Source organism: Peribacillus sp. B65, assembly GCF_058513295.1.
On the sequence record NZ_CP195840.1, the window covers coordinates 5,280,862 to 5,295,672 of the forward strand.

The following is a 14,811-nucleotide window of genomic DNA, read 5'->3' on the forward strand; positions in this document are numbered from 1 at the left end:
CCCCCTAATAATTCATAAATCATATTTTTATTGGAAAAAACGGGACATATCCCCTTGTCTAAGAGATGTTCGATGCTTGCTTCCTTGTAAAAGCTCGGAACGCAGAAGCTTGCGAAGCTCCTCGTCACTAAGGTCATGCCTTATTTTTTCCGCTTGTTCTAATTCTTGAGTTTTAGGTAAATTCTGTTCCTTTACAGTGAAAATCTTTTTAATGCCGGCCAGATTGACTCCTTGTTCGATTAAATCTTTAATCTCAAGCAGCCGATCTATATCATTTAATGAAAAAACCCGACGATTTCCATCTGTTCTCATAGGAGTAATAAGTTGATGCTCTTCGTAATACCGAATTTGGCGTGCAGACAACTCAGTTAACTGCATGACGATTCCGATGGAAAAAAGAGGCATCGAACGCCGAATGTTGTTGCCGCTCATTCTTAGCATCCTCCTTTTGTTTATCTTAAAGTAATCTTATATCATGTTATTAAACTTGTCAATATGATGTTACATTTTATAACGTGAATTTTTTCAGAAAAATTAAACGATTTGTTACTACACAAATATTTTGACTATTGTTTTTACTGGAATCCAATTGTATCTGGATTCCCATTACATACTTAATTTAAATTCATTTACAATTGAATCAGTTTTTTGTCCATTAGCGCATTCACAGCAGTCAATACAGCTATTTTAACATGGGCGTATGTCAATCCGCCTTGAACGTAGGCAACATATGGAGCCCTTGTCGGACCATCTGCCGTCAGTTCAATGCTGGCCCCCTGTATAAAGGTGCCTGCAGCCATGATTACATCGTCCTCATATCCCGGCATATAGGCAGGATATGGTGTCACATGTGAATTGATTGGTGATGCATATTGGATGGCCTGACAGAAGGCAACCATCTTATCCCGGTCATCGAATTGGACGGATTGAATCAAGTCAGTTCGCTTCGCATCCCATTTTGGGGATGTATTCATACCGAGCTTTTCTAAAAAGGCAGCTGTGAACATGGCTCCCTTAACAGCTTGTCCCACGACATGCGGTGCAAGGAAGAATCCTTGGTACATTTCCTGCAGACTATAAAGCGACGCACCTGCTTCAGCCCCTATTCCAGGTGATGTTAACCGATAAGAGCAAGCTTCAACCAGGTCCTTTTTACCAACAATGTATCCACCGGTTTTCACTATCCCGCCGCCCGGATTTTTAATGAGTGAACCAGCCATTAAATCCGCTCCGACATGACATGGTTCTTGTGTCTCAACAAACTCTCCATAACAATTATCCACGAACACGACGATTTCCGGGTTAATGTCTTTGATAAAGGAAATCATTTCCTTTATTTCATCGATCGTAAAGGACGGACGTGTAGCATACCCTTTTGACCGTTGTATACCGACCATCTTCGTGTTTGGTTGAATGGCTTGTATGACGGCTTCGAAATCAACGGTTCCAGTTTCCGCTAATGGAACGGCCTTATAGCTGATCTGAAAATCACGTAAAGATCCGATACCCGTTCCCCGGATACCGACGATTTCTTCCAAAGTATCATACGGCTTTCCAGTTATGTATAACAATTCATCTCCTGGGCGCAATATGCCGAAAAGAGCAGTGGAGATGGCGTGTGTGCCTGATATAATTTGGGGGCGCACCAATCCAGCTTCCGCACCAAAAACATCTGCATATATCAATTCGAGCGTATCGCGGCCCATATCATCGTATCCATACCCTGTAGTCGGGATGAAATGGGAATCACTCACTTTATGTGCTTGATAACTTTGTAATACACGAAATTGATTTTCTTCAATTCGTTCGTCCACTTGCTTATGTAATGGAGAAATCATTGCTTCCACTTCCTGGGCAATGTTTTTCAACACTTCTCCATTTGTTAACTGCTGATACATCAAAATTCCCCTTTATTATGAATATTTCTCCAGCTGCCCGGTTATTGGATGATCAGCTAGACAAAAACCTTTGCATTCATATCTTTCCGATTCTTCATTAAAGGAGAGAGTGCGCAATATGGTTTCATTTTTCAGCTGTGATAATAGTTTACCCTCACTCGATGGCAGGAAAACATGATACGGGATCATTTCTTCAATCACGTACTTTTCAATTTCTTCCATGATTTCATTCAGATCCGATTGTTCATAGGCACTTATCATTAATGAAGCACGACTGGCTGACCTGACAAAATCAGCGTGAACCTTATCTTTCTTATTATACAACGTTAGCTGTGGAATGGAAGGGACATCTAAGTCATTTAGCAAATCCTGCACCGTTTTCTGATGATTAAAGTAATCTGTACTTGACGAATCCACCACATGGAGCAATAGATCCGCTTCTTTCACTTCTTCCAGGGTCGAGCGGAATGCGGCTATTAAAGACGTCGGCAAATCTTGAATGAAGCCAACCGTATCCGTCAGCAGCACGGTAAATCCGCTAGGAAGTATCGCCTTTCGTGTCATGGGATCAAGTGTAGCGAATAACTGGTTCTCTTCGTAAGAATCCGCCTCCGTCAAACGGTTGAACAGTGTTGATTTACCTGCATTCGTGTATCCCACAAGGGCTATTTGAAAGGTCTTATTACGCTTCCTTCTGTCACGATAGCGTTCGCGATGCTTCACTATGCCACTTAATTGTTGCTTGATTTCATCTATTTTCCCACGAATGTGGCGGCGGTCGCTTTCCAGCTTCGTTTCACCTGGTCCCCTGGTGCCGATTCCGCCGCCCAGCCTGGACATTGCCGTCCCCTGTCCGACCAAACGCGGCAATAAATATTGGAGCTGAGCAAGTTCGACCTGCAGCTTCCCTTCCCTGGATCTCGCCCGCTGAGCGAATATATCCAATATTAGCTGTGTCCGGTCAATGATCCTTGCCTCCAATTGTTTCGAAAGGTTCCGAATCTGGCTAGGGGAAAGTTCATCATTAAAGATAAATAAATCCGGCTCAAGCTCCTCTTCCAGATTCCGAAGTTCCTCCACTTTTCCTTTTCCTATATATGTAGCCGGATCGACGCTTTCCCTTTTCTGGGTGATGGTCATTAATACCTCACCATTCGCCGTCTTCGCCAATGAAGCCAGTTCATCAAGTGAATATTCAAAACGTTCAATAGTCTCAGTTGTTTGACACCCAACCAAAACGGCCGTTTCCTTTATTGCTTCTTCCAAATCACATGCACCACCTTCGGGTAGATTTCAGTTAATCATAACAAAAAAATTGAATATATAAAAATTTCCTGAAAACGTAGCTTTTAGCCGTTTTAAAAATTCCGATAACATGCTAAAATCAAATTTGGCTTTACCATCAAAATCAAAAAGACATAGAGGGACATTCATATGACATGGGAAGTATTAAGTTTCATAGGTACGATTGCATTCGCTATTAGCGGGACCATCATCGCCATGGAAGAAGAGTATGATATTTTAGGAGTTTATATTTTAGGAATAATTACTGCCTTTGGCGGAGGGGCAATCCGCAATCTGCTGATCGGTGTCCCCGTTTCAGCATTATGGGATCAAAGTTTCTATTTTGTCATCGCTTTAGTATCCATCACCATCGTTTTCGTTTTTCCTACAAACCTTTCAAAGCACTGGGATAGATGGGGAAACTTCAGTGATGCCATTGGCCTTTCAGCCTTTGCAATCCAAGGGGCGATGTATGCCGTGGAACTTAATCATCCAATAAGCGCCGTCATTGTATCAGCTGCATTAACCGGATGCGGCGGCGGGATACTCCGTGACGTACTGGCCGGAAGAAAGCCATTGGTCTTCAGAAAAGAAATCTACGCAGTATGGGCCATCATTGCAGGCTTGGCTTTAGGCAGTGGTGTATTATCCCAGTCATGGCAGCTTTATTCGCTCTTTGCCGTCATCACGATATTGCGCGTCCTTTCTTACACCAACAATTGGCATCTTCCTAATAAAAAATGGGTGCCTAAAACATAAATTTGAAAAGCCCGCCATCTTGGTGGGCTTTTCCATGTCATTCTTTTTCATCATCCTCGAAAACCAAATCTTGGCTGGTTAGCGTCAGTAAATCGGATTTTTCAAATGTATCCTCCAATAAAAGCCGCATTGCCTGGGCCCTAATTGACTTTTCAAGTACATTGCGGATATAACGTCCGTTAGAAAATGAAATAGGTCCCCGAAATGAACGCAATATGATTAAATGTTCTTTTAATTTCCTTTCCGCATCCCGATTCATTAGATATTCTTTTTCCTGAAGCATCCGATCGGCTATTTCCATTAATTGTTCAATTGTATAATCCGGAAAATCAATAACAAGCGGGAATCTGGAATGAAGTCCGGGATTAAGACTGAGGAAATAATCCATTTCCCTCGAATATCCAGCAAGGATCAAAATGAATTCGTGCTGCCGATCCTCCATATGCTTGACAAGGGTATCTATGGCTTCTTTGCCAAAATCCTTTTCGCCGCCTCTCCCCAAGGAATAGGCTTCATCAATAAATAAGATTCCGCCAATGGCCTTTTTAATTAAATCCCTTGTTTTTTGGGCAGTATGACCAATGTATTCCCCGACCAAATCTGCCCTCTCCGCTTCAATTAAATGCCCTTTCGATAGTACATTCATTTTTTGAAACAACTTACCGATTAAACGCGCAACTGTCGTTTTCCCAGTTCCAGGATTTCCTTTAAACATCATATGCAGTGCTTGCCTGCCAGTCTTCAGCCCTTTTGCCTCACGTTGTTTATTGATGTAAATCCAGGCATATATCTCTTTTATCATCTTTTTCATTTCTTCCATCCCGACCAGCGATTTCAGCTCATCTTCAATCTCTTTCAATGCCACATGCTGTTGGGGGATTTCCTGCACCAAAATTTCTTTTATCGGCAGTTCCTTTTGTAGCGCTTTTCTGTTTTCCGCATTAAACACAATATTGATTTGCCCGTTATTTTTCATACGGATCGGTTGTTCCAATGCATTCACCTCTCCATCTTGGACCCTTACTCTAATTCCACAAATTTTCATTCGATTTATGATGGTTACAACTAACCCATCGGAAAATTCGATTTTTTAAGCCGTATTCCCTTCCTGAAAAGCGACTTATTTTGACAGAATTCTTTCCTTTGAGGATATGTTACGACAATCTCCATTCCCATCCACCAATTTATATGGGGGAATGTCATTTCCTGCGGTTTCCCGGAAAATAATCCGTCCCTTAATATATATTCAAAACAGGTACGTAAAATTATCGATTCTTTGAAAAAGAACAGCGAATTGCATGCAAAAAAAAAAAACAGGTCGCTATAAGCTAAACCTGTTTTTTACATACATATATATGATTATTCCTTCACTTCGTAATCAATCTGAACATTACGTTGTGGAGCAAATGTAGAAATCGCATGTTTATAAACTAATTGCTGTTTGCCCTCGGACTCAAATAAAACGGTAAAATTATCGAACCCTTTCACTTGTCCTCTAATCTGGAACCCGTTTAATAAAAATACCGTCACATACGTACCATCTTTCCGTAATTGATTAAGAAACTGATCTTGAATATTTACTGATTGTTTCATGAACTAGTCCTCCTCTTTTCTCTCTAAATTTATGTATTCGCCTTCACTGAAAAGCTTTCCTGCTATAAATCCAGATATTTCATGTATTTTTTTTGGAAAACCCTCGAGATCGGTCATATCAAACCAATTTACATCCATTTTATTCCGAAACCAGGTCAATTGCCTTTTTGCATAACGACGGGAGTTTTGCTTCAATGTCTCAACCGCTTCATCCAATGAAGCCATTCCATCAAAATAATCATAGATTTCTTTATAGCCTATAGCCTGGATCGATTGACAATCCCTCAAACCTTTTTCATGAAATGACTCAACTTCTTGAATCAGCCCTTCTTCCACCATGACATCAACACGTTGACCGATGCGTTGATATAACTTTTCACGTTCCATTGTCAACCCAATGATGCACGTATCATATTTCAATTCTGTAGGCTGTTCATTCAGCTGTTCACTCATCGTTTTACCGGTACAATGAAAAATCTCAAGTGCCCTGATCACCCTTCTTACATTATTGGGATGGATCCGATTCGCGCTTTCCGGGTCAACGCTGCGTAATTGTTCAAAAACGGGATCAATCCCTGACTCCCTTACCTGTTTTTCGAGTCCCTCCCTATAAACAGGGTCGGATGGCGCCTCCGAAAATTGATAATCATAAATGACCGATTGTATGTATAATCCTGTTCCACCGACGATAATGGGGAGTTTACCTCTGCTTTGGATATCCTCAATACAAGCATTAGCTCGCTCTTGGAACTCTGCCGCACTAAATGGTTCATCCGGGTCTTTAATATCAAGTAAATAATGAGGAATTCCTTCTGTTTCTTCCCTCTTGATTTTTGCAGTCCCAATATCCATCCCTTTATAAACCTGCATGGAGTCTCCGCTAATAATTTCACCATTAAATAACTTTGCCATCTCAATGCTCATCTTTGTCTTCCCAACAGCAGTCGGTCCAATGATCACGAGAAGTTTTCCTTTTTGTTGTTTCACAATCTCACTGCCTTAATTGATTTTTTCCCTATCTTATCATAATCTCGAAGAAAGCAGCTAAACATCTACCCATTATGTCCAATTCAGGTACTTTTATTCAACTTTTCATCTTTATAACTCTTAGATAGTCAGAGTGTAAAATACCGAAAATGCACTTGAAGCGCATAGCTCCATTTGCGGCACTTGGGGAAAATGAATCCCCTTCTCCTGATAGCAAGGGATTCTAATTCCGATAATAGAATCATAAAAAAGGCATGATTCCTTCTGTATTTGAGGAATCATGTCTTTTTATCAATTTTCAATTTAGCCCAATTTTCCATTTACGGGTATGATCATCGTAACGGCCGTTTCTTTTTCCGAAGATTGTACATGAATCTCTCCATCATATCTGTTCACTAAGTCTTTAACGATGAATAATCCTTGTCCGCGAACTTTGCCCTTTTGTGCCTTTTTGGTTGAAAATCCGCTGGCGAATATTTTCTCCAAATCTAATTCCGAAATCATTGGTCCGGAGTTCGTTACCATAAACGTATACTTTTCATCATCAGCTTTGCATGCAATATTCATTCGGCGTTCTTGCTCTGGCAATTCAATTGTTGCCTCAATAGCATTGTCGATGACATTTGATAATAATTTTATCAAATCGGTTGTTTTGACCCGATTGAAGGATTCGGGTGAAACATCGATTTCAATATCGATGTTATAATTCTGGGCCGAGAGCCTTTTCGTCTCTAACAAGACAGATAAGCCCGGATGACTCACATCCAATTTCATCGATTCAATCGAATGCACTTCTTTTGAAAGACCTGTTAAGTATTCGAGTGCTTTTGCGTTTTCCTCTAATTTAAGCAGTCCATGTATCACCTGTATATGATTGGAAAAATCATGCCTTAATGAGCGGACTGAAGCAATGAGCGATTGAAATTCCGATTGATACGTATCTTCCGTATCCCCCACTTCACGTGTCAGTTCCTTTTGATACCATTTTTGAATGACAAAAAAGGTAACCAGCAGCATGATAACAAATCCACCATTATAAACAAGAATGGCAATGCTGCTTTTCAATACCTTGCCGTTAATAGCATTAATATCTTCTGCGCTCACATCAATGCCCAAAAAACCAATAATGTCCCCATCTTGATTTTTCATTGGCACTCCCACAGTCAAATACTCACCATATTCCGGATCTTCTAGAATTCCGGTAATGAAGCTTTTGCCTTCATACCCCTGTTTGACCTGCTCCGGCGGAACAGTACATGCACCACCGATAGGAAAATCCCCTTTATGATCTTTAGAAAATCCAGTAATCATGCACTTGGATACTCTCGGATTATCAATCAAAATGGTATAAACATATAATGCTCCTATTTTTTCACGGGCATCCTCTAAGTAAGCTTTTATATCCTTATATTCCCGGCTCTTTACTTGGTTATTAAGAAAACGCTGATAGGCCTCTATATCCATCGAGTCGGCAATAGATCTAGCAGCTACCAAGTTTTGATTAGCAACGGATTTTTGCACAGAATTTTTAATGCTTAAATATGTTGAAAACATATTTAGAAGAATGAAAACAATCAATAAAAGAATGGTCAAATAAAGAAATGCCCTTAACTTTTTATTTTTCATAGGATTAAACTTACCTCATCTCTAGCAGCTAAAAGTTAACGAACCTATTCTGAGTTTACTATATAAAGTGACAAAGAAATAGAGAAAAAACTAATATTCTCTATAATTACAGGCATATAATACTATAATTAATCAAGTAATTAACAGTTCACCTACCATTTTTTGATCATCTAACTTTTTATACTTTAATCTACAACACTTTAACTATTAATATTTTCTAATAAATCACTTTATTTCCATATAAATAATTATATCAGTATAATTTTGTATGTGAAAATGTTAAAAATTAATGATGTGGTGTTCGAAGCTTTCGCTTCAAATAAATAATTTTACCCTTTATATGAAAATATTACAAGAATCTGGAGGATTCACCTGTAAAATCACACCATAATTCATATAATTTGTGCAGAATAGCGAATCAATCCTCTTTCAATAGTACATATTAACTAATTTTTCACTAATGAAAACGCAATTTCAATGAGAAAATCTCCTGAATAAAAAAATGGAATCAGAGCCTGATCCCTCTGATTCCATTTACATTTGATAGCTTTTTATTTAATCGAATTGATGACTGCCCGCTCATACATCTTTTTGGTTACTAGATAATAGAGCAGTTGAAAAAGAAAATACGTTGCAATGACCATGGCCGAATAGACAAACAAATTGGATCCCAATAAATTGCTTAATGCCACGTAAGCGACTATGGCATGAAGCATTCCTATCAGAAAAGGAGCGAAAAATAGAATGCGTATTTCCGCACTTAAAATTTGCCGTATTTCTTTTTTTGTCAGGCCCAACCGATGAAGGGCGTGAATTTGGATTTTTTTATCTTCTAAATTCGTAAAAACACGCAGATACATCATGCTTCCTTGGACGATAAAGAATAATAAACTGACAAACAAGCCGATAAAAAGTATCAAAATGCTTCCCTGTTTCATTTCTTGATAAATCGGAGCTCTTGTTTGCAATTGATTATGGTCAGGATTATTAGACATTTTTTCGATTTTAGCAGCTGTTTCCATTGATTCTTCCCAGTCTTTAACTTCATACCCTCGTACTCTTACCTTATCTTTTAAAGGCACATCAGCAGTGATTTCATGATACAGCTGATCATCGACCACCATCAGGGTCGTTGCTGATTTTATTGGAGCGACTATCGATTGATTGCGCTGACCAATCATTGTTACCTGTATGGTTTGTTTACCATATTGAAGCTCCTTTTGTTCACCCTTTTGAACAAATTGATAGTCGAGTCCTCCATAAGGAAAAATGTATAACGCTTCTTTTCCAGATAGCTTTGCTGGATCAATTTTTCGCAATGCAGCCGCATTGTTATAATCACTTTCCGAGATTAATAATGACCAATTTTCATTGGATTCTCCCGTTCTCATATGGGGTAACATGTGGGAAATGGGCACACCTGTCATATTAACTTCGTAAAGGATCTTGAATCCATCTTCCTTTAATGTTTTCTCCACTGCGGATGGTTCAATAACGGAATAAATGGAAGCGTCATTTTCAACCCAGCCAATTGATTGCGGAATGTTATCGATCCCTTGCTTTTTTAAATCTGCACTGAACATGAAAAGTGTTCCTGCAGCTGTCAAAATCACAGCTGTAATGATCGAGGTCAAAAAGAATAACCTGGAATAATCCTTAATATTAAATATCAGGTTTGTTTGCGTAATTAAATTCGTTCCACCATATAAGCTTTTCTTCTTCCGATAAAGCCTGCTGCATAGAGCGACAATGCTTTGGCTGAATAAAAAATAGGTGCCGATCAGTACGAATAATAAAATGGGCAACACTCGAATATAAGAATTGTTCAACGACATCGTGGCTGCCAAGTAATAAGAAATGCTTAAGCAAACGGCTGATATTGCAATTAACCACTTTGAAACGAGGGGCGCCTTTTTTGGTTTTTGTTTATCTTTTAATAAATCGACTACCTCCGCATTTCCAATCTGGAATAATGAAAGAAGCGATAATAGCTGAAATAGCAAGATGAAACCGACAATCGTATAAACAAAGGCCTCAGGGACAAAGACAAAGGATATTGGTTGCTCTACAGCCAATAACCAAGAAACTGCCATTAAAAATAACTTTGAGAACAAAAACCCCACCCCCACTCCTATAAGGATAGATATGAGGGAAACCATCGTTTGCTCGAGGTAAATCAGTTTTCTTAATTGGGATTTGGACATTCCAAGCAGTGTCAGCAGCCCAAACTCTTTTTTTCGCGGCTGTATAAATGCGGCATTCGAATAAGCGATAAAGAAAACTGAAAATATGATGATCACTATCTCAGCTGCAATGAGTCCTTTACTAATTAACTGGCCCCCAGGGATATTCGCATGGACCACATCTGGATGAAAGATAAATGATGCGTAAATAAAAAAGATTGAGACCGAAAGGACAATACTGAAAAAATAAGCTAGATAACGTTGGGCATTTCCTTGGATATTTCTCTTAGCGAGAAGTCGGATGTTCATGATAGACTCCTCCCAAAACGCTTAACGTATCTAAAATCCTTTGATGGAAGCTCTGTCTTTCCCCTCCGCTGTGAACCTCCGAAAAGAACTTACCATCCTTTATGAATAGAATCCGGTCACAGAAGCTGGCGGCGGTCGGGTCATGAGTGACCATGAGGATGGTTGCCCCCTTTTTCTCCTGAAGAGTAGTGAGGGTATCCATTACCTGCTTGGCAGATTTGGAATCCAAATTACCAGTAGGTTCATCCGCTAAAATAATGGAAGGCTCATGAATCATCGCTCTTGCACAAGCCGTTCGTTGCTGCTGACCTCCGGAAATTTCAAAAGTCCGCTTTTCTAAAATTCCTTCAATACCAAGAAGGTTCGCCAACTGATTTACCCTATTTTCCATTTCCTGCAGTTTATAATGATCTAACGCTAAAGGAAGGAGGATATTTTCACGAACGGTAAGTGTATCAAGAAGGTTGAAGTCCTGAAAAACAAATCCAATTTCCCTCCTGCGAAATAATGCAAGGTCCTGATTTTTTAATTCATTAGGATTTTGATCATTTAGAATGACTTTACCTGTTGTGGGCTTATCAATCGTGGCCATTAAGTTAAGCAAAGTGGTTTTCCCGCTGCCTGATGGACCCATCACGCCGACAAATTCCCCTTTCTGTACATTCATGGTGAAATTATGTAGTGCTTTATGAAATAAATTCCCCTGCTTTTGAAAATAAGTTTTGGATAATTGTTCCGCTTTTAAAATTGACATCCGAAAATACCTCCCTTTCTTACCGTAAGTATAATGAATAAAGAGGGAGGCTCCCATCGAAGTTTATTACATATTCGTTTAACACCCTTACAATTCTGTCACCTTTCATGTAAGGTATTTGTCTTAAAGAAAAATTCCACTGTAGTCCCTTCGGATACAGTCGATTGAACCGTAACGCCATGCCCAAGTCTGTTTACGATTTGCTTCACTAGATATAGTCCCATTCCAGTTGACTCTTGTTGGACTCGCCCGTTCTCTCCAGTAAAAAATGGATCAAACACTCTCTTTACATCATGCGGGACAATTCCAATTCCCTGATCTGTTATCCTTAGGAATATCTCAGACTCTTTTTCAACAATGTTGAACGTTATGCTGTCATGCTTTTCCTGCCTTGAATACTTCAGCGCATTAAAGACCACCTGACTAATGGCGAAGTGGAGCCACTTACGATCCGAATGCACATATACATTCTCAAGCTCCGTTTCAAGCCTGGGATAAATGAACCGTTTGATGAACTGTTTCTTTTCCTCGTTAATCACTTGCTTGACTAAATTAATTAAGTCAACCCGCTCCGATTTTACATCCTCCGAAAAACGCTGAAGCCTTGCTCCATGCAATATAATTTCCAGCCCTCTGCGAAATCGATCATTTTCTTCTTCTATCTCTTTTAGATAAGCCTTCATCGGCTCATCCGAAAATGTCCTGTTGCCTTCTTGAACCAGTAAGGAAATGACTGAAACAGGAGTCTTCATTTGATGAACCCATTGATGAATCAACAGTTCATATTGCTCCTTCTGTTTGATTTGTTCTTGTAATTGCCCAATTGTTACCTGGTTCATTTGTTGAAAAAGATCCATACACAACTTTTGTTCATTTGACAGGGGGTCCCTAAAGGCTTCGACATACTCAAATGATAAGCTCGGTTCTTGCTTCATCCTTGTTAATTGACTAAGAAAACGGTAATGCCTTATATAATCGCCCGCTAAAAATAAAAGCAGCATAAACAACGCCAGAATAATTAAATAGATGATATTTGAAACCGATATGTGATTCCCCGCTTCCAGAACGGCTAGTGCATAAGCAATAATAAGCAGGCTTACCAATAGAACGGTATAAAATATAAAATAAAGACGGTCTTTGAAAAAGGATTTTAGATTCACTTTTCTTCACCTTGCATTACTTTTAGCCGATATCCTTTTCCCCTGCTGGTTGTTATGGCATGCTTGACGCCGATATCCTCAAGTTTTTTCCTAACCCTTGTAACATTGACGGTCAATGTATTGTCATCTACAAATGAATCATCATTCCATAATGCTTCAAGCAAATCTTCACGCGAGACAATGGTGTCATACTGTCGTAGTAAACAACTCAATAATTTCAACTCATTTTGGGTTAACGTTACCTGATTGTCTTGGTATTCGATCATCGCTTTTTCCGTATAAAGCGTTAATCCATCTATTTCCTTTTTTTGTTGGTGGAATGAAGATATTTCCGCATATTCACCGTAAACCCTACGTAGGACACTCTTTATTTTCGCCAGTACCACTTCCAAATGAAACGGTTTCGTTAAATAATCATCTCCCCCATATTCAATGGCCATGACTTGGTTCATTTCATCTGTCCTTGCAGAGATGAAAATGATGGGAATCTTTGAAACCGTCCTTATTAGCCGGCACCAATGGAAACCATCATAATAGGGCAGATTAATATCCAATAAAACTAAATCCGGCTTCATCTCTTGGAACTCCGCAAAGACTTGGTCCAGTTGCTTCACTTCAAAAACCTCATACCCATACCTTTTTAAGTAATTGACCAAGATACCAGCTATTTTGGAATCGTCTTCAACCAATAATATTTTATACATCTTTTTCTCCTCATTAACATGACAATAAAAAACCTTGAATGGTATGAGCCAATCAAGGGGATTACAATAAAATTAGATTTCTTCCGGGATTTTCAATCCCTCAATGAAGGATTTAAAACTCGATGCAACTTTATAAATATTTTCATCCTGGCTTGATGGATCCGAATACCAACCCTGATCCCAGAAGTAAACTCCCTTTTCCTCTTCGTTATTTATCAGCAAGATTTTACCTGCACATGTATCATTACCTATTATAATGCAATTCTTATGTAAGTCATCTCTGTTTTCTTCATGCCATTTTTGTAAATTCAGTTCTTTATCTTGAAGTTCTAATCCATAAAGTACATTTAAGCAAACGAGTGTGTCTAATCCATCTACATAAAACTTACAGTTTTGGACCGCTGTTGTTCCGCCATTATGCTTAAGGAGAAATTGTTGATAATCTGCAGGGATTTCAAAACCCACAAATTCCTGAAAATTATTCACTGCTTCTTGTGTTGCTTTGCCATATCCGGTAATATTAACCATTGTATCGACTCCATTTCATTTAATTGATAATTTTATTCTATAAGGCTATTTCACTTGCTAATCGCTGCTTATAAAATGGCCAGCTCCTACACTCCATTTATGGAGATCCTTTAAAAATAGATTATTCATTTTTATTAGAAAATAATACTTTTTTTAAATATATTAACATAATTTTACTATTCTTTTCAGTATTTTCTGATATTTTTTTTGACAATTTCGTTTCTTTTCATAAAAAGTTAGCTTATTTATGTCGATAAATCGTATAATTCGTAGATAAATCAGGAGTTTTCGATGATATATCTCCATTTTCGAAGATATATTCTCGATATCGCAGATAAAAATATTATTCTATAAAAAAGGCGCCCACTTCCTCTCCAAGGTTGGCGCCTTTTACAACTCAGATAATTTTATAGTCATCATAAGTAATTAATAACCTGCTCATAGAAACTGTCTCAGCACGTATCTTATTCTTATCACGACAATAAGCAATGATGGAACTATTGGGAATTTTAGCTGTACAATTCCATTTACTATATTTTTCATTGTACCTAGAGGATATTTCAATATTCTCACCACGGATCTTTAACATCCTGCGTTCTACCAAAGGCATCATCTCCAATTCCGATAATATTATTTACCCAAAATCAGATAAAATATTCTTGGGTCTCATTCAAGCATGGCATATTCAAAAATTATAGACATTATAGTGTTCTATATTATAAGGAATGAGAAAAAAGGTATTATCATCAGAATAATCTTAATATTTTCTCGGAATATTAAGATAAATCTTCAAACCCACCTAATAACTCTTATTTATATCTATTAAAATTATATTCGTATCACAAAAGAAATATTTGAAATTAAGAGATTAGAGTCGTATGATTAGTAGTATCGGCGGAAAACACATAAATCAAAATAAATAAGTTTAAAGGGGAATTAGATATGGTAGATGTAGTCACAAAACCTGAACATGAAACACTTAATATTTCTGCAAACCAAGAACAATTGGATATCCTAGATCAGCTT

Annotated in this window: 13 protein-coding genes; 1 reads left to right on the top strand and 12 read right to left on the bottom strand. The window is 38.4% G+C overall.

Going from position 1 to position 14,811, the window contains the following annotated elements:
• Positions 1–27 precede the first annotated feature (27 nt).
• The 3 genes from ACSR9O_RS25905 to hflX form a co-directional block, all read right to left on the bottom strand.
• Positions 28–432 carry a MerR family transcriptional regulator gene (locus ACSR9O_RS25905; RefSeq protein ID WP_101226049.1) on the bottom strand — a complete coding sequence of 135 codons (405 nt, stop codon included), beginning with the start codon at positions 430–432 and terminating at the stop codon, positions 28–30.
• Between the two features lie 197 nt (positions 433–629).
• Positions 630–1,898 carry a methionine gamma-lyase family protein gene (locus ACSR9O_RS25910; protein ID WP_491725326.1) on the bottom strand — a complete coding sequence of 423 codons (1,269 nt, stop codon included), beginning with the start codon at positions 1,896–1,898 and terminating at the stop codon, positions 630–632.
• 15 nt (positions 1,899–1,913) lie between these two features.
• A complete protein-coding gene (gene hflX, locus ACSR9O_RS25915; RefSeq protein WP_101226047.1) occupies positions 1,914–3,164 on the bottom strand; it encodes a GTPase HflX in 1,251 nt (416 codons plus the stop codon).
• A 168-nt stretch (positions 3,165–3,332) separates the two neighbouring features.
• Between hflX and ACSR9O_RS25920 the strand changes: the two genes are divergently transcribed.
• Positions 3,333–3,941 carry a trimeric intracellular cation channel family protein gene (locus ACSR9O_RS25920; protein WP_101226046.1) on the top strand — a complete coding sequence of 203 codons (609 nt, stop codon included), beginning with the start codon at positions 3,333–3,335 and terminating at the stop codon, positions 3,939–3,941.
• 37 nt (positions 3,942–3,978) lie between these two features.
• On the opposite strand, the gene spoVK is transcribed toward ACSR9O_RS25920, so the two are convergent.
• The 9 genes from spoVK to ACSR9O_RS25965 form a co-directional block, all read right to left on the bottom strand.
• Positions 3,979–4,935, bottom strand: coding sequence for a stage V sporulation protein K (gene spoVK, locus ACSR9O_RS25925; RefSeq protein WP_101226045.1), 957 nt, complete (start codon positions 4,933–4,935; stop codon positions 3,979–3,981).
• A gap of 365 nt (positions 4,936–5,300) precedes the next feature.
• Positions 5,301–5,534, bottom strand: a complete 234-nt coding sequence (gene hfq, locus ACSR9O_RS25930) for an RNA chaperone Hfq (protein WP_034313436.1) — start codon at positions 5,532–5,534, stop codon at positions 5,301–5,303.
• Positions 5,535–5,537: 3 nt separating this feature from the next.
• Positions 5,538–6,458 carry a tRNA (adenosine(37)-N6)-dimethylallyltransferase MiaA gene (gene miaA, locus ACSR9O_RS25935; protein WP_491725513.1) on the bottom strand — a complete coding sequence of 307 codons (921 nt, stop codon included), beginning with the start codon at positions 6,456–6,458 and terminating at the stop codon, positions 5,538–5,540.
• A gap of 366 nt (positions 6,459–6,824) precedes the next feature.
• Positions 6,825–8,147, bottom strand: coding sequence for a sensor histidine kinase (locus ACSR9O_RS25940; RefSeq protein WP_491725327.1), 1,323 nt, complete (start codon positions 8,145–8,147; stop codon positions 6,825–6,827).
• 551 nt (positions 8,148–8,698) lie between these two features.
• Positions 8,699–10,639 (bottom strand): FtsX-like permease family protein, encoded by a 1,941-nt coding sequence (locus ACSR9O_RS25945; RefSeq protein ID WP_491725328.1) that lies wholly within the window; start codon positions 10,637–10,639, stop codon positions 8,699–8,701.
• Entirely contained in the window at positions 10,617–11,393 is a 777-nt protein-coding gene (locus tag ACSR9O_RS25950; RefSeq protein ID WP_101226041.1) for an ABC transporter ATP-binding protein, read from the bottom strand. The genes ACSR9O_RS25945 and ACSR9O_RS25950 overlap by 23 nt, the downstream gene beginning before the upstream one ends.
• A 98-nt stretch (positions 11,394–11,491) precedes the next feature.
• Entirely contained in the window at positions 11,492–12,553 is a 1,062-nt protein-coding gene (locus ACSR9O_RS25955) for a sensor histidine kinase (protein ID WP_491725329.1), read from the bottom strand.
• Positions 12,550–13,257: a response regulator transcription factor gene (locus ACSR9O_RS25960; protein ID WP_101226039.1), complete on the bottom strand. Its 708-nt coding sequence runs from the start codon at positions 13,255–13,257 to the stop codon at positions 12,550–12,552. The genes ACSR9O_RS25955 and ACSR9O_RS25960 overlap by 4 nt, the downstream gene beginning before the upstream one ends.
• Before the next feature lie 72 nt (positions 13,258–13,329).
• Entirely contained in the window at positions 13,330–13,785 is a 456-nt protein-coding gene (locus ACSR9O_RS25965; protein WP_101226038.1) for an SMI1/KNR4 family protein, read from the bottom strand.
• Between the last annotated feature and the right edge of the window lie 1,026 nt (positions 13,786–14,811).